General features: G+C 64.3%; 18 protein-coding genes and 2 tRNA genes. 5 read left to right on the plus strand and 15 right to left on the minus strand.

Going from position 1 to position 25660, the window contains the following annotated elements; translation table 11 throughout:
* Positions 1-34: 34 nt before the first annotated feature.
* Positions 35-1153: a hypothetical protein gene (locus tag Q7U29_RS18185; protein WP_304743751.1), complete on the minus strand. Its 1119-nt coding sequence runs from the start codon at positions 1151-1153 to the stop codon at positions 35-37.
* A 314-nt stretch (positions 1154-1467) separates the two neighbouring features.
* Between Q7U29_RS18185 and Q7U29_RS18190 the strand changes: the two genes are divergently transcribed.
* Positions 1468-2175: an outer membrane protein gene (locus tag Q7U29_RS18190; protein ID WP_304743752.1), complete on the plus strand. Its 708-nt coding sequence runs from the start codon at positions 1468-1470 to the stop codon at positions 2173-2175.
* A gap of 198 nt (positions 2176-2373) precedes the next feature.
* Here Q7U29_RS18190 and Q7U29_RS18195 read toward each other — a convergent pair whose 3' ends face one another.
* From Q7U29_RS18195 to Q7U29_RS18215, 5 genes are all read right to left on the minus strand, one after another.
* Positions 2374-5238, minus strand: coding sequence for a valine--tRNA ligase (locus Q7U29_RS18195; RefSeq protein WP_304743753.1), 2865 nt, complete (start codon positions 5236-5238; stop codon positions 2374-2376).
* A 180-nt stretch (positions 5239-5418) separates the two neighbouring features.
* The gene (locus Q7U29_RS18200; protein ID WP_304743754.1) at positions 5419-6177 is read right to left on the minus strand and encodes a PopZ family protein; all 759 of its coding nucleotides are present in this window, start codon (positions 6175-6177) and stop codon (positions 5419-5421) included.
* Between the two features lie 331 nt (positions 6178-6508).
* Positions 6509-7915 (minus strand): TolC family outer membrane protein, encoded by a 1407-nt coding sequence (locus Q7U29_RS18205; RefSeq protein ID WP_304743755.1) that lies wholly within the window; start codon positions 7913-7915, stop codon positions 6509-6511.
* Positions 7916-8191: 276 nt separating this feature from the next.
* Positions 8192-8857: a protein-L-isoaspartate O-methyltransferase gene (locus Q7U29_RS18210; protein WP_304743756.1), complete on the minus strand. Its 666-nt coding sequence runs from the start codon at positions 8855-8857 to the stop codon at positions 8192-8194.
* A 155-nt stretch (positions 8858-9012) separates the two neighbouring features.
* Positions 9013-9192, minus strand: coding sequence for a hypothetical protein (locus tag Q7U29_RS18215; protein WP_304743757.1), 180 nt, complete (start codon positions 9190-9192; stop codon positions 9013-9015).
* Positions 9193-9462: 270 nt separating this feature from the next.
* On the opposite strand from Q7U29_RS18215, the gene Q7U29_RS18220 reads away from it, so the two are divergent.
* The 3 genes from Q7U29_RS18220 (at position 9463) to Q7U29_RS18230 (ending at position 12383) form a co-directional block, all read left to right on the plus strand.
* Positions 9463-9537, plus strand: a tRNA-Asn gene (locus tag Q7U29_RS18220).
* A 521-nt stretch (positions 9538-10058) separates the two neighbouring features.
* Positions 10059-10238, plus strand: a complete 180-nt coding sequence (locus Q7U29_RS18225) for a hypothetical protein (RefSeq protein WP_304743758.1) — start codon at positions 10059-10061, stop codon at positions 10236-10238.
* 576 nt (positions 10239-10814) lie between these two features.
* Positions 10815-12383 carry a hypothetical protein gene (locus Q7U29_RS18230; protein ID WP_304743759.1) on the plus strand — a complete coding sequence of 523 codons (1569 nt, stop codon included), beginning with the start codon at positions 10815-10817 and terminating at the stop codon, positions 12381-12383.
* Positions 12384-12485: 102 nt separating this feature from the next.
* On the opposite strand, the gene Q7U29_RS18235 is transcribed toward Q7U29_RS18230, so the two are convergent.
* The 6 genes from Q7U29_RS18235 to Q7U29_RS18260 all read right to left on the minus strand — a co-directional run bounded on the left by Q7U29_RS18235 (position 12486) and on the right by Q7U29_RS18260 (position 22499).
* A tRNA-Cys gene (locus Q7U29_RS18235) sits at positions 12486-12559 on the minus strand.
* A gap of 50 nt (positions 12560-12609) precedes the next feature.
* Positions 12610-13341 (minus strand): tRNA-uridine aminocarboxypropyltransferase, encoded by a 732-nt coding sequence (locus Q7U29_RS18240; protein ID WP_304743760.1) that lies wholly within the window; start codon positions 13339-13341, stop codon positions 12610-12612.
* A 58-nt stretch (positions 13342-13399) separates the two neighbouring features.
* Positions 13400-16510 carry an efflux RND transporter permease subunit gene (locus tag Q7U29_RS18245; protein WP_304743761.1) on the minus strand — a complete coding sequence of 1037 codons (3111 nt, stop codon included), beginning with the start codon at positions 16508-16510 and terminating at the stop codon, positions 13400-13402.
* Positions 16510-19644: an efflux RND transporter permease subunit gene (locus Q7U29_RS18250; RefSeq protein ID WP_304743762.1), complete on the minus strand. Its 3135-nt coding sequence runs from the start codon at positions 19642-19644 to the stop codon at positions 16510-16512. Before Q7U29_RS18250 ends, Q7U29_RS18245 begins: the two co-directional genes overlap by 1 nt.
* Before the next feature lie 52 nt (positions 19645-19696).
* Complete coding sequence (locus Q7U29_RS18255) at positions 19697-21061, minus strand: efflux RND transporter periplasmic adaptor subunit (RefSeq protein WP_304743763.1); 1365 nt, start codon at positions 21059-21061, stop codon at positions 19697-19699.
* Positions 21051-22499, minus strand: coding sequence for an efflux transporter outer membrane subunit (locus Q7U29_RS18260; protein WP_304743768.1), 1449 nt, complete (start codon positions 22497-22499; stop codon positions 21051-21053). Before Q7U29_RS18260 ends, Q7U29_RS18255 begins: the two co-directional genes overlap by 11 nt.
* Before the next feature lie 496 nt (positions 22500-22995).
* Here Q7U29_RS18260 and Q7U29_RS18265 point away from each other — a divergent pair, with 496 nt between their 5' ends.
* Positions 22996-23397, plus strand: coding sequence for a DUF2177 family protein (locus Q7U29_RS18265; protein WP_304743764.1), 402 nt, complete (start codon positions 22996-22998; stop codon positions 23395-23397).
* A gap of 29 nt (positions 23398-23426) precedes the next feature.
* Here Q7U29_RS18265 and Q7U29_RS18270 read toward each other — a convergent pair whose 3' ends face one another.
* Genes Q7U29_RS18270 through Q7U29_RS18280 form a run of 3 tightly spaced genes read right to left on the minus strand, consistent with a single transcriptional unit; the run spans position 23427 to position 25622 of the window.
* Positions 23427-24236, minus strand: a complete 810-nt coding sequence (locus Q7U29_RS18270) for a DUF1295 domain-containing protein (RefSeq protein WP_304743765.1) — start codon at positions 24234-24236, stop codon at positions 23427-23429.
* A gap of 46 nt (positions 24237-24282) precedes the next feature.
* The gene (locus tag Q7U29_RS18275) at positions 24283-24930 is read right to left on the minus strand and encodes a ChrR family anti-sigma-E factor (protein WP_304743766.1); all 648 of its coding nucleotides are present in this window, start codon (positions 24928-24930) and stop codon (positions 24283-24285) included.
* Complete coding sequence (locus Q7U29_RS18280) at positions 24927-25622, minus strand: sigma-70 family RNA polymerase sigma factor (protein ID WP_304743767.1); 696 nt, start codon at positions 25620-25622, stop codon at positions 24927-24929. The genes Q7U29_RS18275 and Q7U29_RS18280 overlap by 4 nt, the downstream gene beginning before the upstream one ends.
* Positions 25623-25660 lie beyond the last annotated feature (38 nt).

Below are 25660 nucleotides of genomic sequence, written 5' to 3' on the forward strand. Positions count from 1 at the left end.
AAACCGAAGTGATTTGCCCGTCGGGTCGTTCAGCTCACATCATCGCCAGCGACAGCAACAGCCTGACCAGTTCCGCCTGGCGGTTGGTGCCTGTCTTGCGGTACATGGAGGCCAGATGCCAGCGCGCGGTCGCGGTCTTCACGTGCAGGAAAGCCGCGGCCTGCTCTGGACTGTCGCCCATCATCAACCGTTCCGCGACCCGCGTTTCCGCTGCCGTGAAGCCGAACAACTGGGCCAGCACTTCCTTTGGCGGTATCGGCGTGACATCGGGATCGGCGACCAGCACCAGCGCCATCGGCTCGTGTCCGATCCACGATGCCTCACGTTTGACTGGCGCAACGGTGACGGTGTAGCGCCCCTTGCCTGAGCGGCGCGCAAGGCGCATGACCCCGCCGCGCGGCGCGTCAAAGCCCTGCAGCGCGCCTACCGCTCCCGCAACCAGACGCTGAAACGCGGCATCGTCGTTTCGATCCAGAATTTCAAACTGATCGCTGCGAAGCAGAAACGCATCCGTTGATGCCGCCATGGCGCGCGCGGCCCTGTTGGCAAATTTCACCCGCCCGTCGCGCTGCAGCAACAACATCGCCGTGACCGAGCGGTCGACAACATCGGAAAGCCCGCCCAGCATCGCGCCGGCGTCTTGCGCCTGGAAACGGATATGGGCCGCACGCTCCAGATGCGGCATCAGCACCCGGCATCGCTCGATCGCCGCGGCGTCGAATTCGTCGGCGGAACGCGGACGTACCAGGCTGATGATGGTGAGAAATCGATTGCGGTGCGCCAGCGTCAACCGCATCACCGTGTGCATGTCTCGCGGCTTCATGAAGCCGTTGTAATAGTCGCTCGCGAGCAGCTCGGACTTCGGCACGATCTGCTGATCGATGTCGATCGCGCCGGGCCGCCATTCCCGGGTTCGCAGGCGCACGAGGTCGCGCGCGCTCCAGACATCGAGAAACTCGCGCTGGCTGGAAGCATCGACGCCTGACGTCTCGACCCTGGCTTCGAGGGTACGAAGATTTCGCTCGATCAGCGCGACACATCTGCAGTCGAAGGCCTGTCCCAGTCTTTCCAGAGCCTGCGGCCAGCGGTCGGGAAAAACCGCCGATTCATACACCGCATCGAGTATTCCGGAGACCTCTGCCGCGTCCATCATCGGTCGTCTCGTGGCAATGAGTGGCAATGAAGCGCCCGGGTCTCCCCGGAAAAAAAACTTGATCCAAAAAACCTGAGCCAAGGGGCGTCGCCGCGGTTCCATCGCCGCAAGGCCGCTGACGATAGTTCACTGCGATTAGTGCGGAAATGCAACATCCAGAAACAATCGTCGCTCTGGTTGTGCGGGTCGGTGGGAACTAGCCATTTGACAGGTGCGGACTTCAGCGACTCCCATTCTAATTGAACTCATAGATTGCACGGCCAGGAATTCGCTACCTGGTGTCTTGTTACCGTGCACGGGGACGGGGGACAGACATGCGTGGAATCGCAATCGCGGCAGTTGCGGGCAGTGCGTTGTTTGCCGGTGTCGTGCCGGCTGGTGCCGCCGACATGGCAGTCAAGGCGCGGCCGATAGCACCTCCTCCAGCAGCCTTCAGCTGGACCGGCTTCTACGTCGGCGCCAATGTCGGCGGAGGGTGGACTCCTGAGAGCGGTAGCTCGGATTTCGGACCACTGTGGCCGGGCTTTATCGTCCTTGCGCCGCAGGCGGCGATACCAACCCTTTTTCCAGGACAACTGGGCACGCTCGCCGGCAACGGCAACAGCAGCGGCGTCATCGGCGGCGGCCAGATCGGTTATAACTGGCAATTCAATCAGTTCGTCCTCGGTGTCGAAGCCGACCTGGTCGGCACGGATCTGAAGGATACAAGCGGTAGCGCCACGCGCACCTTCGGCCCCCCGATCATCCTCGCCACGGTCAGCCAAACCGTCACGGTTGATTTCGGCCATATCGACTGGATGGCCTCGTTTCGCGGACGCCTCGGCTTTGCCGCCGATCGCGCCCTGTTCTACGTCACCGGCGGCGCGGCCGTTGCCGAAATCGGCGGCTCCACGACCACGGTCGTCAACGGACCCGGCATCGCCATCCCGGCCGGAACGTTCTCGGCAAGCAATGGCGGCTCGACCACGCGCTGGGGCTGGACAGTGGGCGGCGGCATCGAATGGGCGTTCAGCCAAAACTGAAGCGTCGCCGGCGAGTACCGCCATACCGATTTTGGCAACCGCGCGACCAGCTTCACCGTGCCCGACGGGTTCGGCACCACCTTCGCCACCGGCACTGGAAGTTCACGTTTGACCGTCGATCAGGCCACCGCCCGGCTCAACTACCGCTTCGGTGAGCCGGTGGTCGCACGCTACTGACGTAACCTCTCACAACGTCCGTCAAGCCGCGTTCTTCAGCCGCTCCAGTGCCTCGATGATCCTGGCCTTTCGCGCCACCGCGGCCTCGCGCTTTTCCTTTTCTTCCTCGACGATCTCGTCCGGGGCGTTGGCGACGAATTTCTCGTTGCCGAGCTTGGCATCGACGCGCTTGATGTCGGCCTCAGCCTTGGCCAGTTCCTTGTCGAGCCGCGCCTTCTCGGCGGAAAGATCGATCACGCCCTTGAGCGGCAGGGCCGCGACCTCGCCGCGCACCAGCAATTGCACCGCGCCTTCCGGGGGACGGTCGGCAAAGGAAATCTCGCCGAGCCGCGCCATCCGCCTGACCACGTCGTTCCAGCGTTGCGCGCGCCCCTTGGTTTCGTCCGAGGCGCCCGCCAGCACCAGCGGCGTCAGCGTCGCCGGGGTGATGTTCATCTCCGCGCGCACCGAACGGATCGCGGTGACGAGATCGACCACCCAGCCGATCTCGGCTTCGGCGGCGGGGTCGCTGAAATCGCCGGTGTCGAGCGCCAGCAGCACGGGCGGAAGCAACCCGTCGTTCGGGCTGGTGGTCGCCATCATCACGGCTTCGTCCGACGTGAGGCCGGCCTTGCGCGGCCATTCCGTCAAGACCAGCAGGCCGTCGCGTTTGGCCGTCACCGCCCACAATTCCTCGGTGATGAAGGGCATGAACGGGTGCAGCAGTTTCAGAATTTCGTCGCGCGCCCACGCCACCATGGCAAGGGTTTCGGATTTGGCGGCGCCCTCCTCGCCCATCAGCACTGGCTTCGCGAGCTCGAGATACCAGTCGCAATACACGTTCCAGACGAAGCGATAGATCGACGCGGCGGCGTCGTTGAAACGATACGCCTCGATCGCCTCGGTGACCTCGCGCGTGGCGCGCGCGGTCTCGTGCGCGATCCAGCGGTTCAAGGTTTGCGTCGCCTGTGTGGCGTCGAAATCGACCGGCAGCGCGCAGCCGTTCATCTCCGCAAAGCGGCAGGCGTTCCACAGCTTGGTCGCGAAATTGCGATAGCCCTCGACACGCTGGGAAGCGAGCTTGATGTCGCGGCCCTGCGCCGCCATCGCCGCCAGCGTGAAGCGCAGCGCGTCGGCGCCGTAATCGTCGATCAGATGCAGCGGGTCGATGACGTTGCCTTTCGACTTCGACATCTTGGCGCCCTTCTCGTCGCGGACGAGGGCGTGGATGTAGACCGTCGGGAATGGAACATCCTTCATGAAGTGCATGCCCATCATCATCATGCGGGCGACCCAGAAGAAGATGATGTCGAAGCCGGTGACGAGGACGTCGGTCGGGTAATGGCGCGCCACATCGGTCTCGTCGTCGGGCCAGCCCAGCGTCGAGAACGGCCACAGCGCCGAGGAGAACCAGGTGTCGAGCACGTCCTCGTCGCGGGTGATGAACCCCTCGCGCTTGTCCGGATCTCGCGCCATCTCGTCGCCCTGCTCCGGCGTGATGACTTCCTGCTCGACGTAATAGCCGAGCGCATTGCCGACCGCTTCCTCTTCGCTCTCGGCGACGAACACCTTGCCATCCGGCCCGTACCACGCCGGAATCTGATGGCCCCACCAGAGCTGGCGCGAGATGCACCAGGGCTGGATGTTCTCCATCCATTCGAAATAGGTCTTTTCCCAGTTCTTCGGCACGAAATTCGTCGCGCCCGAGCGCACCGCCGCGATGGCGGGCTGCGCCATGGTGTGGGCGTCGACGTACCACTGGTCGGTGAGATATGGCTCGATCACGACGCCGGAGCGGTCGCCATGCGGCACCATATGCGTGTTGGGCTCGATCCGCTCCAGGAAGCCGAAATCCTCCAGCCGCGCCACGATCAGTTTTCGCGCTGCGAACCGGTCGATGCCATGTAGTTCTTCCGCAAGCTGCGAGGCGCCTTCCGGCAGGCCGCGCAGATAATCCTCGTTGTCGAGCAGCGCCAGGCAGCCCTCCTGGTCGAGCACGCTGATCTGCGGCAGGTTATGTCGGCGGCCGACCTCGAAATCGTTGAAGTCATGCGCCGGCGTGACTTTCACGGCGCCCGAGCCTTTCTCGGGATCGGAATATTCGTCGGCGACAATGGGAATCTTGCGCCCGACCAGCGGCAGGATGACGTGCTTGCCGACCAGGTCGGCATAGCGCTCATCGTCCGGATTCACCGCGACCGCGGTATCGCCCAGCATCGTCTCCGGCCGCGTGGTGGCGACCACGATGAAGCTGGAAGAATCCTCGGGATTGAAAGCCTTGCCCTCCAGCGGATAGCGCAGATACCAGAGACTGCCCTTGACCTCGATCTGCTGCACCTCGAGATCGGAAATCGCGGTCAGCAATTTCGGGTCCCAATTCACCAGCCGCTTGTCCTTGTAGATCAGCCCTTCGCGATGCAGCTCCACGAACACTTTTGCCACTGCGCGCGACAGGCCCTCGTCCATCGTAAAGCGTTCGCGCGACCAGTCGCAGGAGGCGCCGAGCCGCTTCAGCTGATTGACGATGACGCCGCCGCTCTCGGCCTTCCACTGCCAGACCCGCTCGAGGAATTTGGCGCGGCCCATGTCGCGGCGGCCCGGTTCCTGGCGCTCCATCAACTGCCGTTCGACCACCATCTGGGTGGCAATGCCGGCGTGATCGGTACCGGGCTGCCACAGCACGTCGCGGCCGCGCATCCGCTCGAAGCGACACAGAATGTCCTGCAGCGTGTTGTTGAGCGCGTGCCCCATATGCAGCGAGCCGGTCACGTTCGGCGGCGGGATCACGACGGTGAAGGGTCTTGCGTCACGTCGCTCGGGCCGACCGGCCTTGAACGCCCCGGCTTCCTCCCACAGGCGGGCCATACGGGTTTCGATATCGGCGGGCTGGTAGTTCTTCTCGATCATCGGGAGATGCAATCTTTGGGGCTGTGGAACGGGCTAGAAAGCCGCCGGAACGCGCCAAGTCAACCTGACAAGTCAACATGACACGCACACCGGACGCAGGATTAGGCCGGATCCGGGACTGAATGAGGGCCGGTATTGGCCCTTGGCGGCCGAGGTCCCGCAGGTCGGACCGAAAACGCCCTAACGACCGCCGCGGGAAACCCGCTCGATTTCCGCTTTCACGATCCGCTCGACGAGGCCCGGCAGATTGTCGTCGAGCCAGTTCTTCAGCATCGGCCGCAGCATTTCCTTGACCAGGTCTTCCAGCGTCCGCGCATTGTTGCTGAGCACGGTATTGGCGAGCGAGTTGAAGGCGGATTCAACGGCGGACACGGTGGTGTGCGACAGAATCTGCTGGACCGGCGCGGCACTTTCAAACGGCGGGGGTTCGTAGGCAGGCTGCCGTGGTGCCGCGCGCGCTGCGCTCTCGGCAAATTCCAGATCGTCCTGCGGCTCGACCTTCCGGAACGAAGCTTGCGGCGGGGGCGGCGGTGGTGCCTGCTCCATCGCTACCGCCATGTCGTCGGTGAGTTCGAACACATCACCGTCGGGCAAGGGCGGACGGATCTCCTCCGGCACGGTCGCCTCGTCGAGGCCGTTGAGCAGGGCGTCGATGTCGTCCTGGCTGTTGGATACGGCGGGCGCGGGTGCCGCGGGAGGGGCTGCGGGTTTGGCCGGCGGGGGGGCGGGCTTCGGTGCCGGGGCAATCGCCGACGGCGGAATGTCGGCCATGGCGGCAGGCTTGGCCGCTGGCGCCGCCGCGGCAGGCTTCGCAGGGGCCGCCGGACTGGCGGGTTTTTCGGCAACCGGCGGCTTGGCTTCGTCGTCGGCGATGATACGACGGATCGACGCCAGAATCTCCTCCATCGAGGGTTCCTGGACCTTTGCAGGTTGCGTCATCGCCGACTCCACATCATCAACGCCCTCCGGTGCGTTTTACACCAAGCCAGACAGGATTTGCCGGTTCTGGAGATGCAGGCCGGGATTTTCACCGCTCAAGCCTGACTTGTCCCCAGATCAAGCGCCGCCCAACACATTGTTCGGGACCCCGCCCCGCTCAGGGCACCGAAGCGTCGCGGCCTTTTGCTGTGTCAGATGCGGCGCGAATCGCCCTGCTGCCTCAAATAACGGTATGGCATGGCAACAATTGATTGCAAGCAACGCGCCGCCCCTCTTTCACGCTCGCGAGCGCTCGAGGAGGCGGCCTATGGTCATGCAGCGATGGTGAGAATCAGCGGCCGTCAGGAACGCGAACACCGAACCAGCTGTCGCGGACCTGGTGATAATGCACACTGGGGTCATAGACGGTGGTGGGAAGCTTCAGCACCACCGGCGACAACCGTCCGACCTTGTCCAGCACGGAGTAGGACGCGACCACGCGATCATGCTGTGCGGTGACCAGCGCGACGCGGGCGTTGACCAGCGCCTGCTGGGCGTTCAGCACGTCGAGCGTGGTGCGCTGTCCGGCCTTGGCTTCCTCGCGCACGCCGTTGAGCGCGATCTCGGATGCCGACACCTGCGACTGGGCCGACTGGACCTGCGCCTTGCCCGCCACCAGTTGTCCCCATGCCGTCACCACGTTGGCGCGGGTCTGGTCGCGGACCTGTTCGAGGTTGAGGCGCTGCTGCGCCAGGGTTTCCTTGGACTGGCGGATCAGCGCGTATTCGGCGCCGCCCTGATAGACCGGAACCGACAGCTGCGCGATCGCCGACGCGCCGAACGAACGCTGGATCGTCATGGTCTGTTCCTGGGACTGCTGCACCGAGGCTTGCAGCGTTACCGTCGGCAACAGCGCGCCTTCGTTGACCCTGACCTGCAGATAGCTGACGTCGATGCCGAACATCGCGGCGGTCACGTTGGGATTTTGCGTCAACCCCAGATCGACCGAGGAGGCAAGCGTTCCCGGCAGAAACCGATCGACCGGCGACCCCGGCGCGAGCGCGACCGGCTCGTTGCCGATGATGCGGCGGAAGTTCGATCGCGTCGTGTTCAGGTTGGCTTCGGCGGTCAGCAGCTGGGTATTGCCCGCGGCAAGTTGCGCCTCGGACTGCGCGACGTCGGTGCGGGTAACCTCGCCGACGCTGAAGCGGTCCTTGGTCTGCTTCAAGGTCTGTTCGAGAACGCGGACGTTGCTCTTCTGCACCTCGACGATCGCGGAGTCGCGCAGATAATCCATGTAGATGGTGGCGGCCTGCAGCAGCACGGTCTGTTCGAGCACCCGCAACGCTTCGCGCGCGCCGGAAACCTGGCTCTCCGCCGCGCGGGTCCGGTTCGCGGTCTGCTGTCCGTTGAATAGCGTCTGCGTCACCGTAGCGCCGATGCTGCGCGGCGAGTTGGCGCCGCGATTTCCAGTTCGGACGAGTTTCTCGGGGGTGCCGCCCGCAGTGGTGAGCGTTTCGGTGAATTGATAACCGGCGCTGCCGGTGACCGCGACGCGGGGACGATAGCCGGACAGTGCCTGCGGCACGTTCTCGTCGGTCGACCTTACCGAGGCGCGCTGCGCGTTGAGCTGCGGATTGTTCTGATAGGCACGCACCAGCGCTGCCTCGATGGTGTCGGCCAAGGCCGGCGTCGGGCCCATCCATGCCAACAGAAGGACCGCAGCCGCAGCTCCGGTAACGACCTTCACACCACGCATCCCAGGAAATCCATTCATTCTTGTTCGCCGGCTCGAACGATGAGCCGGACGTCGCTGCAGTCCGAGTGAGTCCCGGCTCACCTTATTCCGCACATAGGCCCGACGGAACCACCCCGCATCCCCAAGCAACGGAAACTCTGGACGTGGGGCATCTGGGCCACACTTCGGATCGGGAACGGAATTTGGTCAATTGGCAAGGGACGGCCATGGGACGGCCATGGGACGGCCGAGCACGGGTAAGCCCCCAACACGGGGGCCGGCAAGGACTGGAACGCCCTAGAAAACGAAGGCGGCAACCCGCTCCAGGCCGGGAAGAACCGGAACCGCGGCGTCGAACAGCGCCCGGTTTCCGAAATCGCCATGCGAGCGGGTCACGATGGTGGCCCGCGGCGGCTGGGTGGTGGCGAAAACGCCGACCAGCCGCCCCCCCTCCTTGAGCTGGTCATACAGCCGGTCCGGCACGATCTCGGTGGCGCCGTTGATGACGATGGCATCGTAGGGCGCGTTGGCCGGATCGCCCTCGGCGGCCGCCGCGACCCGCACCGTCACATTCGCCAGCCCCAGCCCGGGCAGAACATCCCCGGCCTTCGCGGCCAGCGACGAATCGCTCTCGGTCGCCGTCACCTGCCCGGCCAGCCTGGCGATGATCGCCGCCGCATAGCCGGTCGCGCATCCCACCACCAGGACGTTGTCGCCTTGCTTGATCTCGGCCGCCTGCAGCATCTTCGCGGTGACAACCGGCTTGATCAGGAATCGTTTGGCCGAAGCTCCCTCGCTGACGTCGAGATCGAGGTCGAGATAGGCCAGCGCACGCTGGCTGGCCGGGACAAAGGCCTCGCGCGGCACCGCCATCATGGCGTCGAGGATTCGGATATCGGTGACGTCGCTGGGGCGCACCTGGCCATCGACCATTTTCTGGCGCGCGGTCGAAAAACCGGACATTGGCAGACCTTTTCGGGCGGCGCGGGCGCGAGCCCGCAGGGGCGAAGCGCGCCATCTTTGGTACAAGGATCGCCAAAACGCAACACGCCGCCGGCGCCCGCCCGAGATGGTGCGCCACCCTCCCCGATGCGCGGTTCCAGCTGCAGCCGGCCGGTCTATTCGATGGCCACCGCCAGCCGCGCGATCAACCGCGCCACTTCGTCCAGATCGTCGGCATCGTGCCCGGCGATGGCCCGGGAGAGCCGAAGCAGGCATTCGTCGTCACTCAGCGCTGGAATATCGCCGGGAATGATCGATGGCGCCGGTTTTGCGAGATCGGTCAGGGCGTCTGGCATCGAATCACCTCGAGGGTTCAAGTCCGGCGCGATCAGGATTGTCGGCGAATGGGCCCTTTTGGCGGCTGATCCATGCGAAACGCCTGTGGCGGCAATGCGCCGGCGAGGCACCGGGGCCGCGGCCCGCCGGCCCGGAAACGCAACAAATCGTTGTGGCGCAGGCAGTTTCGCCGCTCTCTTGATGTCGCGTCGGAACGGGCTATTTCGTCCTTTGCAAGCCCGAAAGGCTTTGTTATACGCAGCCGGCTTGCGAACGATTGTTTCGCCTGTTCCTCGGTAGCTCAGCGGTAGAGCATTCGACTGTTAATCGAATGGTCGCTGGTTCGAATCCAGCCCGGGGAGCCAACACCTTCGATCTTTCGCAAGACCGAGGCGCCTCAAGCGAGCGGCGCGCAGCACGTCCGCAATTCGGATGCCCGCGTCAATCCCTCACGGCTCAAACACCGTCCAGCGCGCCTCGCTCAGGCTCGCCTTTTTTCGTCGCGACCAGTCGGTGATGGCCCGGAGCTTGAGGATTTCGCCGGCGTGGCTGGCGCAGGCGTCGCGGGCGTAAAGGACGCCGACAGCGCAAGATTGGCGCGGCTCGCTTTGGCCCAGGCCCGGTCAAACCTTGCGGACATGGCGGTTCTCCCGTGTTGACGGCTCGTGGAAGCCGTGGTGATCTCGGAATACGGCAGGATTTTTCGGCGAAATGTGATTTTTCTCACAAAAGGCCGCGGGCGGAACCGCCTAGTGTGCCCGCGGGACTTCAAGACATCAGTAACCAAGACGACCGCGATCGCTCGATCGATAAAATTTGAGCGATCCGTTCAATCTGGAACCAAGACACTTTTGAGATGGTGCGCTCTCGAACGAGGGAGAGCGCCATGAGTGAAGTTGAATACAACCGATTGCTGGAGAGCGTCAGGATGGCGATTGAACCCGCGCCGCAGGAAGACTTCTTGTCCGATCTGCCGCTTTTCGAGGAGCCGCCGAGAGCCGCCAATGACAACCAGATGGCCTGGCCGCTGGTGCCGTTTCCGGAAGGCTGGTACGCCGCCTGCTGAAGCACCCGGCTTCCCCTTGCCTCTGAGATAATCAGCGCAAGGCGTTGATGATGCTCGTAGAGCCTGTGACTCGAATCGAGCGAATATTGACGTTCGCCGGGTCTCCATCCTCTCCACCGCCCCGCCGTCTGAAGCCGCTGCCGGCTTCGTTCTGCCAGACGCTTGGCAGCTACTCCAATGCGCGGACACGGCTTAAGCCGTCGCTCACCACGTTCCCGTTCCTCGGCATGAAGACCGTCGGGAAAAGCTGCATGGGTGCTGGCACCGTTTCTTTGCCCCGACGGCCCGCGGCGCGCGTGCAACCCGACGCGGCCTCTGCCAGAACGCCATCGATCTCCTCGCGTGACCGCACCAGAACGCCGTTGCGAACTCTGAACATTGCCGCTGTGGCGCCTGAAAAGCGGGTGACCGCCTGCCTCGATCATGGGCTCCCGGGGAACTTGATCTCCGTCTTGATAGCTGAGATGGAGGGAGGACGGTCCCGCTGTGAAAAGGGGCGCGGGGGAGTTCGGGCGTGAGCCACGCAGAGACAAGCAATTCGAAGGCACTCTCCGGCCACCCGGCCGAACCAGCACAATGACGAGTCGCGCGTCGCGCTGGTATGCCCTGTCCGGATCAGCGATCGCGTTGCTGATTTTTCCGGTGGGCATGCTGGTCACCGGTCTTGTGATGATCGGTTACATGAGTCCCATTTATTCGGGACTGCAGTACCTGGACTACGACTGCGCCTACCAGTACTTGTTCAACGGTGCCGGCCTGATGAAGGGTTACAATCCTTCTCACACCGACCATCCTGGAACGCCGGTCCATATCCTGACAGGACTGATCAGCATCCTTTCATGGTCGATCGCAAGGCTGGCCGGGCTGACCTCGCTGGCATTTCCGGTATCCATTGCAACCAATCCGGAGGAATACCTCCGCGTCATCATGACGACGTTTCTGGTCATGAATTGCATGGCGGTCTATTGCCTCGGCGCCGCCATTGCCCGGGCAACGGGCTTCGCGGTGGCCGGCATTGCCTGCCAAACGGGATATTTTCTTTTCGGAGCGCTTTTTCCCCGGGTCTTCCACGCCGCCCCCGAAGCCATTCTCTGTCTTTCCGCAACCGCCTTGATGTGTGTCCTGACACCGGTTTTGTTTGCCGACAGAGACTGTTCGGATCGACGGGCCGGGGCGGCAGGCTTTTTCATCGCACTTGGCATCGCCAGCAAAGTGAACTTCTTTCCCTTGGTGCTGTTGACGCTGCTTCTCAGGCGGCCGCGGGCGATATTCATCGCGATATCGGCAAGCGCTCTGTATGCATTTCTCCTTCTACTGCCCATCATCAGCCAATTGAAACGCGTATTCGGCTGGCTGTTCGCCATTGCCACGCATGAAGGTCGTCACGGCGACGGCGCGGCGGGGTTCATCGACTGGGCCGTGATACCGGAAAGGGCTGGCCTGATCGCGTCCGCCGAACCTTTGCTGGTGGTCGCGGCAGTTGCCGTAACGGCAGTGATGCTGTTGTCGAGGTCCGGCGAGCGACTCAAGGCGGCCGTCATCGCTGCGACGCTGGGGACGATGATACTTCTCGTCCTGAAACATTACGCGATCCATTACCTGATGCCGGCGGTGGCGATAGCACCGCCCGTCATCGTTTGGGCAGTCAGCCGTTTTGCCAGGCGGCAATTGCCATACGTGGTTGCAGCAATGGTCGCCTCGATCATCGCTGTCGTCTCCATCCAGAACATGTCTTCGGCATTTGCAAATGAGCGTGCGCTGCGCCGGGAGAACGAGAAGGCGGTCAATGAGGTCATCGCGCGATATCAAAATCCCGTTGTTATCGGCGCCTATCGATCAGGCTACAAACCCTGGGCAGTCCTGTTCGGGTTGGCCTGGTCCGATCTGAAATTTGCTCGGCTGTTTCCCCAGACCACTGCGGCGGATAGCCTGACTTACGACGGAGGTCTGAAAAAACTCTGGCGCGCGCATTCCGGCCCGGTGGAGTGGAACTATCTCGATCAGTTTGAAAAAGCCGGACGCACGGTTCTGATTATCCAGTCGAGGGACAGCAAGATCGAACCGCAGACCGCGCGCACCGAAACCGTGCTGGATCAAGGTTTCGGCGATACCGTTGAACGGATCGTCGTCACGCCAAGCCGATGACCATGAATCAGCTTCGGACCGCAAATCAACGGCCGGCTATCGCCGCCGTGGAAAATTCATGAAAAACCTGAGTAATAGGTCATAAGTTGTTGATTATATTAATGGAGGCCACGTCGGGAATCGAACCCGAGTGCACGGTTTTGCAGACCGTTGCGTAACCACTCCGCCACGTGGCCCCTTGGGCGATCTCTTATACGGCCCGCCTGATATAGGCAACCAAGGCTGCTCAGGCCCGCTTGCGCCGCCTGTAATCCTTCTTCTTCGGCTTGGGCGCGATCTCCGGCATCGTGTCCTGCACTTGCCGGTATCGCGCCAGCATCCGCTCGAAACTGGCGTGCAGGGTCTCCGCGATTTCGGGCCGCTTCTCGAGGCTCGAGAGCAGCATCGCCGCCGCCTCGATGGTGGACAGGCCGTCGCCACGCGGCTCCTTGCGCAGCTTGCCGTAGCGTGACGGCTGCGTGGGCCCAAGGATGACGCGCTGGCATTTCAGCATCCAGGCGTTGCGCCACCACAGCGCCTTGGCCTGGCTCCAGGTGCCGTCGAGCAGCACGATTCCCTCGATATCCTTCAGGATGCCGCGCTGGTTTTCCTCGGCCCGGCCCTTGTGGTCGATGGCGACGATATCGCGGTCGGTTTCGATATCGGCGACCTTGGCCGAACCGAGATAGAGCACCGCCCAGCGCGAAGGATCGAGCACCCGGCGCCCCAGCGCCTTGGACAGGCTCGGCCACGACAGGCCGATCTTGAGCACCGCGTTCGGAAAATGCAGCGCGGCCAGCCGCGCGGTGCCAAGCAACCTGTCCTGCTCCTGCGGGTGCTGCAGGATCAGCAGCGAGATCTTGCTCTCGATCGGCGTGATGCTGTCGCAGATGCACAGCGGCATCGGCTTTTTGCAGCGCGGACATTCCGGCACCGCTTCCGCGGCGGCGGCCATTTCAGGCGCGGGGGATTTTGACATGGGCCCGCTATACGCTTGCCGGGCGCGCGCTTCAACAACGCAAAGGCCGTTTTGGGGGCTATTCCGCGGGAGCCGCGACCGCTTTGGGCTCGGATGACCAGCGCCGCCGCAACCGGTCGATCAGCAGATAGATCACCGGCGTCGTGTAGAGCGTCAGGATCTGCGAGACCAGCAGCCCGCCGATGATGGTGATGCCGAGCGGCCGGCGCAGTTCGGTGCCGGGTCCGGTGGCGATAACCAGCGGAATCCCGGCGAACAGGGCCGCCAGCGTCGTCATCAAAATGGGGCGGAACCGGGCGCTGCAGGCCTCGAAAATGGCGTCGGCAGATGACAATCCGCGATTCCGTTCGGCGTCCAGGGCAAAGTCCACCATCATGATGCCGTTCTTCTTGACGATGCCGATCAACAGGATGATGCCGACGAAGGCGATCACGGTCAGCGGCGTATTGGTCACCTGCAGCGCCAGCAGCGCTCCCAGCCCGGCGGAAGGCAGCGTCGAGATGATGGTCAGCGGGTGGGCCAGGCTCTCATACAGCACCCCCAGCACGATATACATCGCCGCCAGCGCGCCGAGGATCAGCAGCGGCTGCCGCCCGCTGGTCTTGCTGAAATCGCCGGCATTGCCATCGAAGCTGCCCCGGATGCCCTCGGGCATGTGCAATTCGTCGACCGCGCGCTGGATGTTGGTGGTGGCGACCTCCAGCGGTACTTCGGGCTGCAGGTTGAACGACACCGTGGTCGAGGGAAACGACTGCGAATGATAGACCGCGAGCGGCGACAATCCCCTTGAATAGCGCACTACGGCGGATAGCGGCACCTGCGCGCCATTGGCGCCGGCGACGAATATCTGCTCGAGGTTGGATGGATCGGCCTGGAATTTCGGATTGATCTCCAGCACCACCATGTACTGGTTGCGCTGGGTGTAGATGATCGAGATCTGCCGCTGCGAGAACGCATTGTTGAGCGCGTTTTCGATGTCCTGGACGCGAACGCCGAGGCTGGAGGCGGTCTTGCGGTCGATCGCCAGCGTCAATTGCAGGCCCCCGGGATCGCGGTCGCTGGAAATGTCGGTGATCCCCTCGACGCTCTCCATCCGCTTGGCCACGATCGGCGCCCATTTCTGCAAGAGATCGAGATCGGGACTGCTCAGCGTGTACTGGTAATCGGAATCGCTTTGCCGGCCGCCGGCGCGGAGGTCCTGCGCCGCGAACATGAACAGCCGGATCCCGGCGACGCGATAGAGATCCTTGCGCAGCCGGTCGATCACCATCTGGGTCGACATTCCCGCGCGCTGCTCCGGCGGCTTCAGACTGATGTACATCACCCCGCGATTGGCGCCGCCGCCGCCGGGACCGCCGGGGCCGCCCAGCGTCGAACCGATTCCGGCAACGGCCGGATCGGCCATCACGATATCGGCAAGCTGCTGCTGCAGCTTGAGCATGGCCTGGAACGAGGTGTCGGCCGAAGCCCGGGTCGCGCCGATCACGAAGCCGGAATCGTCGACCGGAAAGTAGCCCTTCGGGGTCTTGATATAGAGCACCACCGTCAGCGCGATAGTGGCGAAAAACACCACCAGGGTCAGGAACGGAAAGCCCAGCACCACCCGCAGCGTCCGCGTGTAGAAGGCGACGATGCGCGACAGCGTGCCCTCGACGGCGCGGTCGAACCAGGTTGCGTTGGTGGAGGTCGCAGCCTTGATGTAATGCGCGCAGATCATCGGCGTGATCGTCAGCGACACCAATGTGGAAACCACGATGGCGAAGGTCAGGGTCAGCGAGAACTCCCGCAACAGCCGGCCGACGACGCCGTCCATGAAGACCAGCGGCGCGAAGGCGGCGATCAGCGACAGGCTGATCGACAGCACCGTGAAGCCGATCTGCCTGGCGCCTTCGAGCGCGGCCTGAAACGGCTTCATGCCCTGCTCGAGGTTGCGGTACATGTTCTCGATCATGACGATGGCGTCGTCCACCACGAAACCGACCGAAATCGCCAGCGCCATCAAGGTCAGATTGTTGATGGAGAAACCGGCGAGCCACATCCCGGCGCAGGTGCCGGCCAGCGCCAGCGGCACCGCGACGCCGGCCGCGACCGTCGGCGTGATCCGGCGCAAGAAGGCAAACACCACCACCATGACCAGGAAGGCCGTCGCCAGCAGCGTCCACTGCATGTCCGCCACGCTGGCGCGGATGGTTCCGGTACGATCGACCAGGGTCGAGATCTCCACCCCGGCGGGAATCCACTGCTTCAGTTCCGGGATCAGCGCCTTCACCCGATCGACGGTGTCGATGACGTTGGCGTCGCCCTGTTTTGTGATTTGAATCAGCACCGCCGGCTGTTTGTTGAACCAGGCGATCGACCGGCTGTTGCGCACGGAGTCCTCGACCTCGGCGACATCGGACAACCGGACGTAGTTGCCTTTCGAACTCTTGATCAGGATGTCGCGAAATTCGGCCGCGGTCCGCATCTGCGGGTTGGTCGACAGCGTCTCGCTCTGGCGGTCGCCATTGAAAATTCCGACCGGGCCGAGCGGATTGGCGCCGATGATGGCGAGCCTGACCGCGTCGGTCGAAATTCCCGCATTGGAGAGCGCGACCGGGTTCAGCGCGATGCGAACGGCGGGCTGGTCGGCGCCGCTCACCGTCACCTCGCCGACCCCGGGCACCTGCGAGATGCGCTGGGCGATCACGGTGTCGGCCACGTCGTACATTGCGTTCGACGCGATCGTCTTCGAGGTCAGCGCCAGCACGAACACCGGCGCCGCCGCCGGATTGGCCTTGCGGAACCGCGGCAATGAAGGCAGGTCGGTCGGCAGATCCGCCAGCGAGGCGTTGATGGCGGCCTGCACGTCGCGCGCGGCGCGGTCGATGTCGCGGCCGATGGCGAATTGCAGCTGGATGCTGGCGGTGCCGAGCGAACTGGTCGAGGTGATCTGGGTGATGCCGGCAATCACGCCGAGCCGGCGCTCCAGCGGGGCCGCCACGGTCGCCGCCATGACCGAGGGATCGGCGCCCGGGCGCGACGCAAACACCCGGATCATCGGGAAGTCGACATTGGGAACCGCGGCCACCGGCAGGAACACGTAAGCCACCATGCCGACCAGAAACAGCCCGATCGCCAGCAAGGTGGTGCCGACCGGCCGGCGAATGAACGGCTCCGAGATCGATGCCATTACTGCATCCCCTCGGTGGCTCCCGCGACCGGCGGTGACGGCAATTCCGGCGCCGGCGGCGGCACCGCTTTCTCGATCCGGCGATTGAGCCGGTCCAGCGCGAGGTAGATCACCGGCGTCGTGTAGAGCGTCAAGAGCTGGCTCAGCAGCAGGCCGCCGATGATGGAAATGCCGAGTGGAAAGCGCAGTTCGGCGCCGGTGCCGCTTTCCACTGCCAGCGGCAGCGCGCCGAACAAGGCGGCCAGCGTCGTCATCATGATCGGCCGAAATCGCAGCAGGCAGGCCTGCACGATCGCATCGTTCGGCGACATGCCTTGGCGCCGCTCCGCCTCCAGCGCGTAGTCGATCATCATGATGGCGTTCTTCTTGTCGATACCCATCAACAGAATGATGCCGATCAAGCCGATCACCGACAGGTCCTGGCCGAACAACATCAGCGCGACAATGGCGCCGACGCCCGCCGACGGCAGCGTCGACAGAATGGTGATCGGGTGAATGTAGCTCTCATAGAGCACGCCGAGCACGATGTAGATGGTGACCAGCGCCGCCAGGATCAGCCAGGGCTGGCCGGCAAGTGACTTGGAAAATTCGGCGGCGTCGCCCGAGTAGACGCCGACGATGCTGCCGGGCATGCCGATGCGCTGCTCGATCGACTTGACGGCGTTGACGGCATCGCCGAGCGCCTCGCCCGGCGCCAGGTTGAAGCTGAGCGAGACCGCGGGAAACTGCGCATGATGCGAGATCGCCAGCGGCGCGGTGGTGCGGGTCAGGGTCGCCACCGCCGACAGCGGCACCTGCGCGCCGGCCACCCCCGGCAGATAGAGTTTCGAGAGGATCGAGGGATCGCGCTGGTACATCGGCATCGCCTCCAGCACCACGCGGTACTGGTTGGCCTGCCCGTAGATGGTGGAAATCTGGCGCTGTGCGAAGGCGTCGTTCAGGGTGTCGTTGACGGCCTGGATGCTGACGCCGAGCTGGCCGGCGCGCTGCCGGTTGATGTCGAGCGAGGCGCGCAGGCCGCCATCCTGGGCCTCCGACGAGACATCGCGGAACAGGGGATCCCGGCGCAATTCGGCCACCAGCCTGTTGGCCCACAGGCTCACGAGTGCTGCGTCGGTGCCCGTCAGCGTGTACTGATATTGCGAGCGGCTCGCCTGGGTCGAGATCTGTACGTCCTGTACCGGCTGGAAATAGATCGTCATGCCCGGGATCGACGCCGTCCGTTCCTTGAGGCGCAGGATCACCGCGGAGACGTCATCCTTTCGCTCGCCGCGCGGCTTCAGCGTCATCACCAGTCGGCCGACATTGGTGGTCGGGTTGACCGAGCCCGCGCCGATCACCGAGACGACGCCGGTGACATCGGGGTCGGCCTGGATCGCTGCCGCCGCCCTGCTCTGCCGTGCCTGCATTTCCGCGAACGAAACGTCGGGACCGGCCTGGGTCACCGCGGTGATCGATGCGGTGTCCTGCAACGGCAGGAATCCCTTGGGCGCGACGACGTAGAGGATCAGGGTCGCGGCGATGGTGACGAAGGTGAGTACCAATGTCGCGCGCTGGCGCTGCAGCACCCACAGCAGGGTGCGGTGATAGAACTCGACCATGCGGTCGATGCCGCGGGACACCGCGGCAAGGCCGGGGACCGCGAATTCCTCGTGCGCGTGCTTCAACATGCGCGAGCACATCATCGGCGTCAGCGTCAGCGAGACCACCGCCGACGTCACCACCGCGATCGTCAGGGTCAGCGCGAATTCGCGGAACATGCGCCCGACCAGTCCCGACATGAACAACAACGGGATGAACACGGCGATCAGCGACACCGTCAGCGAAATCACGGTAAAGCCGATTTCCCTCGCGCCCTTGAGCGACGCCTCCATCGCGGAATCGCCGTTCTCCATGTGCCGGACGATGTTCTCGATCATGACGATGGCGTCGTCGACCACGAAGCCGGTGCCGATCGTCAGCGCCATCAGCGACAGATTGTCGAGGCTGAAGCCGGAAAAATACATGATGCCGAACGAGGTGATCAGCGACAGCGGCAGCGCCACGCCCGCGATCAGGGTGGCGCGCAGCGAGCGCAGGAACAGCAGCACCACCAGCGTCACCAGCACCACGCTCAGGATCAGCGTGAACTGCACGTCGCGCACCGAGGCGCGGATGGTGACGGTGCGGTCGCTGACCACGGTCAGGGTGACGCCGGCGGGGATGGCGCGCTGCACCTTCGGAATGGCTTCACGGATCTGGCGCACCACCTCGATCACGTTGGCGCCGGGTTGCCGCTGGATGTCGACGATGACGGCCGGCGTGCCCTGGTACCAGCCGCCGGTGCGGTCGTTCTCCAGCCCGTCGACGATGATGGCGACGTCGCCGATGGTGACCGGCGCGCCGTTGCGGTAGGCGATGATGATCGGCTTGTAGGCCTCCGCCGCCGCGATCTGGTCGTTGGCGGCGATGGTGTAGGCCTGCTGCGCGCCGTCGAGCGAGCCCTTCGGCCCGGACACGTTGGCGCCGGCGATCGCGGCGCGCAAATCCTCCATCGAGATGCCGTAGGCGGCGAGCCGCGCCAGATCCGCCTGCACCCGCACCGCGGGCTTCAGGCCACCGAGCACCGCAACGCGCCCTACTCCCGAAATCTGGCTCAGGCGTTGCGCCAAAATGGTGTCGGCGAGATCGCTCATGGCGCGCAGCGAAATCGTCTCCGAGGTCAGCGCCAGCGTCATGACAGGCGCGTCGGCAGGATTCACCTTGGCGTAAACAGGCGGATAAGGCAGGTTTTTCGGCAGGATTCCGGCGGCGGCGTTGATCGCCGCCTGCACGTCCTGGGTGGCACCGTCGATGTCGCGGTTGAGATCGAACTGCAGCGAAATCTGGCTGACGCCGAACGAACTGGTCGACTGCATCGACGACAGCGACGGGATCTGCCCGAGCTGGCGCTCCAGCGGTGCGGTTATCAGCGAGGCGATCACGTCGGGGCTGGCGCCCGGCAATTGCGTCGTCACCTGCACCGTCGGGAAATCGACCTGCGGCAGCGCCGACACCGGCAATGCCCAGTAGCCGAGCGCGCCGCCAATCAGCAGCGCCACCCCCAACAGCGAGGTCGCGATGGGACGGCGAATGAAGGGTTCCGAGACGCTCATGGCTGCGCGCTCACGCTGGCGAAGTCACACATTCAGGCGACGAATGGCTTTGTCATGGCTGCGACTTCGCTCCGCTGCCTGACTTGACGCTCCCCTCCGCCGGTCCCGGTCCCGTCTGCCCCTTTTGATCGCCCTCGCCGTTGTTGCCGCGGCGCTCGCCGTCCTTGCCGGCCGCGTCCGGCGCGCGTGTTCGCTTGCGCGGGGCGAGATCGGCGGATGGCGTCTGATCGTCCCTGCCGATGAAGACCCTGGCGCCATCGGACAGATTGGCAAAACCGGTGGTCACCACCCGGTCGGACGGCGATAGTCCGCTTGCTATCACGGCATCGGTTTCGTTCTGTTGCGTCACCACGACGGGCTTTGCCGTGGCGATGCCGTCAGCGCTGACGACATAGCTGAACGTGCCCACCGGCCCGCGCTGCACGGCGGAGGTCGGCACCACGATGGCCTTGGCGAGGGTTTCGACCTTCAGCCGGATGTTGACGAACTGGCCCGGCCACAGCTGGAAGTTCGTATTGGGAAATTCGGCCTTGAGCTTGAGCGTCCCGGTGGTCGGATCGACCTGGTTGTCGATGCCTTTCAGCGTTCCGGTGTCGACCACCGTGACGCCGTCATTGCCGAACACGTCGACGGTCAGCGCGCCCCTGGCGGAAGCGGCATTGACCCGCACGATCTGCTGCTGCGGCAGGCTGAACTGCACGGCGATCGGCTGCAACTGGGTGATGATGACGAGACCGGTCGCGTCGGAAGCGCGGATGATGTTGCCCTGATCCACCTGCCGCAGCCCGGCGCGGCCCGACAACGGCGCGATGATCCTGGTGTAGCCGAGCGTGGCCTGCGCATTGTCGATCATGGCCTGGTCGGCGTTGACGAGTGCTTCCTGCTGCGCCACCACGGCGCGCTGGGTGTCGGCCTGCTGCTTGGAGCCGGCATTGGAGGCGGCGAGCTGCTGATAGCGCGCGAGATCGATGCGCATATTCGCAAGCTGCGCTTCGTCCTGCGCCTTCTTGGCGACGGCCTGATCGTACTGCGCCTTGTAGATGACAGGATCGATCTCGCCGAGCACATCGCCCTTCTTGACGTCCTGCCCCTCGGTGAAATTCACCTGTAGCAGTTTGCCGTCGACCTGGGCGCGCACGATCACGTTGTTGAGCGCGCGGACCGAGCCGACGCCGTCGAGATAGACCGGTACGTCCAGGACACGCGGCGTCGCCGCCAGCACCGGGACCGGAAGATCGCGCGGCAAGCCGCCGCCGCGGCCGGCCGTCTGCTTCTGCTGAAATGCTGTCCAGGCGATGTAGCCGAGGCCGCCGAGGATCACGAGCGTGAGCGTAATCGAAACGATGCGGCGGGCCGCGCCGCGCGCAACGCTCTTGCCGGTGGTTTTCGCATTGTCCAGATCCGGCTTAAAGAGCATCGACCGGCCTTTCCATCCTGGGCTCCCAGCCGCCCCCCAGCGCCTGATACAGGCTGACGATCGCCAGCAGCCGGGCCAACTGGGCCTGCGACAGCGAATCTTCCGCCTGGAATAACGTCAATTGCGTATTTAGCACAGTAACGATGTCCGCCGTGCCGGCGCGCAGCTGCTGCTCGGACAGTTGAAACGCCCGCCGCGAGGCCGCCAGGACATCGCGCTGCAGCCGCAGACGGTTGGCGGTCTCGCGGATCGCCACCAGCGCGTTGTCGACATCCGCAAACGACTGGATCACCGTCTTGCGATAGGTCTGCAGCAGTTCGTCCTGTCTCGCCTTGGTGAATTCGAAATTGCCCAGGATTCTTCCGCCGTCGAAGATCGGCTGCGTCAGGCTGCCGACGACGTTGAAGAATGCCGCGTGGGGCTGGAACAGCGACACCAGCGACGAACTCTGATAGCCGCCCGAGCCGGTCAGCTGAATCGAGGGAAAGAACTGCGCGCGGGCGCTGCCGACATTGGCGGTGGCGGCGGCGAGTTGCGCTTCCTGGCGCCTGATATCCGGCCGCTGCGTCAGCAATTCCGACGGCAGGCCCGGCGTCACCCGCGGCGACGAAATGCGGTTGAGCGAGCCGCCGGTGACGCGCACGCTTTCCGGCGGCCGTGCCACCAGTGTGGCTAGCGCGTTGACATTCTGCGCCAGCGTCTGGCGCAGGGTCGGCACCGCGGCGCGCTGATTGGCCAGCACAGCTTCCTGCTGCGCGACGTCGAGGTCGGTCCCGGTGCCGGCGCTCAGGCGCTGCTTGATGGCGTCGAGGATGCGCTGCGCGCTGGCGATGTTGCGTTCGGCGGTGCGAATCCGGTCCTGTGACGCCAGCACCTGGAAATAGGCGTTGGCGACGCTGACCAGCGCGGTGAGAGCCACCACATCGCGATCGAAGCGGGTGGCGATGGAGGTCTCCTCCGCCGCCTGCGCAGCGTCGCGGTTCTTGCCCCAGAAATCGAGTTCATAGCTGGCGCTGAGGGAGGCCTGGTAAAGGGTGGTCTCGCGTCCGCCACTGCTCGATCCGCTGGTGGTTGAACCCGAGGTGCGGGCATAGTTCTGCTGGCCCGTGCCGCTGAGGCTCGGCAGCAGCGCCGCGCCCGCCACGCGTGCCTGGGCGTCCGCCTGGATGAAGCGCGCGGTCGCCGCCGCGATGTCCAGATTGACGGTCTGGGCCTCCTCCATCAGCATGGTCAACTCCGGCGAACGGAAGCCGCGCCACCAGTCCAGCGTCGGCGGGGCGTCGGCGCGGCTCAATCGCGCGGCCTTGTAGCCTTCCGGGACGTCCAGCGCCGGGTCGGGCAGATCCCTGGTCAGAATGCAGCCCGCGGAACTCACGACCACGCAGAGCGTGGCAAGCCATCGTGCGACACGATCCCGGCCGGGGGTGGCCGCCAGCAGGCCGTTTACGGCTACCTCGGCGCGTTGTTTCACGTCCGCCCTCCGCCGGGCGCAACACCCGGCAACCGGCGATGCGAGAGGCACCCGACCGGTTCGCTGATGACGCTGATCGAGACGGCCTGCGACACGGTCACCGCTGTGATGCTTCCTCTGGAACCCCTGATGCCATCCTAGCCGGGCGACGCCGGGGCGGACAGTCCTGTTGCGCCCGTTATCCCGGAGCTGTTGCTGACAGCGTCAGACGACAAATCTCCAGTTAGGCCTGTACTTCAGGGGTTTTTGAAGTTTTGACGCGGCGGGAAGACGCGACAGCCTTACCAAGATTTCATGTGGCGCGACGGTCGCTGCGCGCGAACGGATGCTCACGATCCGGATCAGGTGCCCTACCCCCGGAATCAGGCCGTGATCCAGGCAGGAATTTTCTTCGTTACAGTCCTGCGTTCACCAGATCCGATCGATGCCGCCGCGGCGTCGGTCCAGTATTGGGCATTCCAACATGATTTATGTCACCGCTTATTTGTCGACCCTGGTGGTTTTCGTGTTTGTCGACATGGCATGGCTCGGAACCATGGCGAGCCGGCTCTATCGCCCAACACTGGGCGATATCATGCTCGCGACCGTCAACCTGCCGGCGGGAATAGCGTTCTATCTGATCTACCCGGTCGGGCTGGTCTATTTCGCCATCCTTCCGGCGCTGAAATCCGGCAGCATCGCGCAAGCGATGCTTGGCGGCGCGCTGTTCGGTTTCTTCACTTACATCACATACGACCTGACAAACCAGGCGACACTGCGAAACTGGACTACGCAACTCACCCTCATCGACGCCGGTTGGGGATCGCTGCTCGGTGCCATCGCTGCGATGGCGGGCTTCTGGGTGACGATCAAGCTCACGGTCTGACCTGCGGACGATGTGTCGATGATCCCCGATCATCCCTTGGGGAACGGAAAGAACGCCCGCGTGCGGGCCTGAAAGGCGCGAAATCGCTCGCCGCGGGTTCGCAACATGTGCGCTTCCAGCGGCGGAATGCCGGAAACATGAACCAGCACCCAATACATGCAGGCGGGTGCCAGGAGCGCGATCCAGCCAAGCGGGTTGGCGCCCGAAAGATCGATCGCGATGACAGGATAAGCCAGCCAGCACAGCCATTCGAAGAAATAGTTCGGATGCCGCGACAGGCTCCAAAGCCCCGCCTCGCAGATCCGCCCGCGATTGGCGGGGTCGGATTTGAACCGGCGCAATTGCCAGTCTGACACCGCCTCCCCGGCCAGCGCGCCGACCAGCAGCGCTATCCCGAGGAAATCCTGCCAACCGAGATTCGGCCGCGGATTATGGGCCGCAAGCGCTACCGATAGCGCCAGGATCAGGCCGACCGCCGCCTGCGACTGCAATTGCAGGAACATCCGCAGATCTGCGTTAGCGCCCCATTGCATGATGAGGTCCCGATAGCGCGGATCGTCCCCGACTTCGCGGGTGCGCAGCAGAATGTGCCCGCCGAGGCGCAGCGACCAAAACACGATCAGGACGGCGACCATGATCTGCCGCGCGCCCGGCGAATGATCGGCTTCAAGCGGCGCCAGGCTGCCGAGCGCTGCGACGATGCCGGTTCCAAAGGTCCAGCAGACGTCGATCCAGCCGGTATGTCCCGTGGTCCGCTGCACCTGCCAGGCCACGGCCATGATCGCCGACAGCGCTATTGCCATCGCCGCCGCCAGCAAGGCCAGTTGGAGCCAACTCATGTCACGTCTTCCGTCGGAACCATGCCTGTTGCGGCGGCTTGCGAAATCACATCCGGATCAGCGGCTGCAGCAGGCGGCCGATCATGCCATTCAGCTTGAGATCGCCCTCCATGGCGATCAGGCAGATGCAATCGTCCTGGGAGTCGATCATGATCTCGTGATCGTCATCGCCGTCACCGAGATCGAAATCGCCCGGTCCGAAATGCCCTCCGGCATGAACGAAGCTTCCCGTCAGCACGCAGCTCATTTCGAAACCGGTGTGAGTGTGCTCGATCATTCTGGTGCCCGGCCGTGATTTCAACAGGAAGACCCGCGTCGAGCTCGCTTCGGGAAGCTGAATGGGACGCAAATGCACCTTCGGCGCGATCCATCGCCATGGACCGGCGGCGTATTCGCGCACGAAGGGCGGCAGACCGGGTATGTCGGCAAGCCCCGCAGCGCGTCGTGGCGGCAAGGCGGGAGCGACCAGTCTGTCCAGCCGCGCCGCGACGCTGGCGAAGGCACCGCTGGACATCGCGGTCGGCGGCAGGCCGGCGAGCACGGCGCCGCCGACATGCTCCATCGTGCGCACGGCATCGCGACAGTGCGTGCAGCCGACGAGGTGCGTTGCGATGGCCACATGCTGGCCCAGATCGAGCAAGCCCGCCGCAAATGCCGTCAGCAACTCGTCCGGGGGGTGGTGATGGATCGTCATGAGAGGTCACCCAACAGTCCGCGCAACCGATTCATCGCCAGCCGCAGTCGCGACTTTACCGTTCCGAGCGGTATCTGAAGCGTCTGCGCAATTTCCGCATGCGCCTTCTCGTCAAAGAAGGACAATTCGATCACCCGCAGCTGATCCTCGGACAGGTGGGTCAGGGCATCGCGGACCCTCGATTCGACCTGTGATACGGCCAGGCCTGCATCCGGCAGCGGCCCTTCATCGACGTGAAACTCCGGGTCGATCTCGACCGTATAGTCCCTGCCGCCCCGCTTTTCACGGCGGAGGACATCGATGCGCAAATTGCGGGCAATCGTGAATATCCAGGCCGAGGCGCCAACGCTGGCGGGATCGAATAATCCCGCCTTCGACCAGACCGCAAGCAGGGCTTCCTGCGCGAATTCATCGGCGCTTTGCTCGCTGGCGCCGGATCGCCGCATGAAGGATTTTATCCGCGGCGCGAAATGTTCGAACAGGGTCGCGAACGCCGCGCGATCCCGGCGCGTCGCAACGGCTTCGATCAAGGCAGCCCACCTCGCCGCGTCCGACGTCGCGCCGTTGGGTGTCTCCTTCGCCATGCCGCCCGAACGCTCCGATCCGCCAACGCGTGTCCGACGTGAGTACCGGATCGCCATCGCGCTGGCCAGAGCGTCGTTGGGTGGGAGATGTCGCGCCAGCGTTTGCATATCGTCAAAACGCAGAGTTGCCGGGTTTGGATCACCCG

This window comes from Bradyrhizobium sp. (assembly GCF_030654605.1).
Lineage (GTDB): Bacteria > Pseudomonadota > Alphaproteobacteria > Rhizobiales > Xanthobacteraceae > Bradyrhizobium.

Excerpts from the sequence above, each read along its gene's own strand:
- Q7U29_RS18205 (WP_304743755.1), bottom strand. The coding sequence starts at position 7,915 with ATGCGTGGTGTGAAGGTCGTTACCGGAGCTGCGGCTGCGGTCCTTCTG.
- Q7U29_RS18245 (WP_304743761.1), bottom strand. The coding sequence starts at position 16,510 with ATGGCATCGATCTCGGAGCCGTTCATTCGCCGGCCGGTCGGCACCACC.
- Q7U29_RS18215 (WP_304743757.1), bottom strand. The coding sequence starts at position 9,192 with ATGCCAGACGCCCTGACCGATCTCGCAAAACCGGCGCCATCGATCATT.
- Q7U29_RS18255 (WP_304743763.1), bottom strand. The coding sequence starts at position 21,061 with ATGCTCTTTAAGCCGGATCTGGACAATGCGAAAACCACCGGCAAGAGC.
- Q7U29_RS18230 (WP_304743759.1), top strand. The coding sequence starts at position 10,815 with ATGACGAGTCGCGCGTCGCGCTGGTATGCCCTGTCCGGATCAGCGATC.
- Q7U29_RS18225 (WP_304743758.1), top strand. The coding sequence starts at position 10,059 with ATGAGTGAAGTTGAATACAACCGATTGCTGGAGAGCGTCAGGATGGCG.
- Q7U29_RS18280 (WP_304743767.1), bottom strand. The coding sequence starts at position 25,622 with ATGCAAACGCTGGCGCGACATCTCCCACCCAACGACGCTCTGGCCAGC.
- Q7U29_RS18240 (WP_304743760.1), bottom strand. The coding sequence starts at position 13,341 with ATGTCAAAATCCCCCGCGCCTGAAATGGCCGCCGCCGCGGAAGCGGTG.
- Q7U29_RS18195 (WP_304743753.1), bottom strand. The coding sequence starts at position 5,238 with ATGATCGAGAAGAACTACCAGCCCGCCGATATCGAAACCCGTATGGCC.
- Q7U29_RS18275 (WP_304743766.1), bottom strand. The coding sequence starts at position 24,930 with ATGACGATCCATCACCACCCCCCGGACGAGTTGCTGACGGCATTTGCG.
- Q7U29_RS18265 (WP_304743764.1), top strand. The coding sequence starts at position 22,996 with ATGATTTATGTCACCGCTTATTTGTCGACCCTGGTGGTTTTCGTGTTT.
- Q7U29_RS18185 (WP_304743751.1), bottom strand. The coding sequence starts at position 1,153 with ATGATGGACGCGGCAGAGGTCTCCGGAATACTCGATGCGGTGTATGAA.
- Q7U29_RS18210 (WP_304743756.1), bottom strand. The coding sequence starts at position 8,857 with ATGTCCGGTTTTTCGACCGCGCGCCAGAAAATGGTCGATGGCCAGGTG.
- Q7U29_RS18200 (WP_304743754.1), bottom strand. The coding sequence starts at position 6,177 with ATGACGCAACCTGCAAAGGTCCAGGAACCCTCGATGGAGGAGATTCTG.
- Q7U29_RS18190 (WP_304743752.1), top strand. The coding sequence starts at position 1,468 with ATGCGTGGAATCGCAATCGCGGCAGTTGCGGGCAGTGCGTTGTTTGCC.
- Q7U29_RS18270 (WP_304743765.1), bottom strand. The coding sequence starts at position 24,236 with ATGAGTTGGCTCCAACTGGCCTTGCTGGCGGCGGCGATGGCAATAGCG.
- Q7U29_RS18250 (WP_304743762.1), bottom strand. The coding sequence starts at position 19,644 with ATGAGCGTCTCGGAACCCTTCATTCGCCGTCCCATCGCGACCTCGCTG.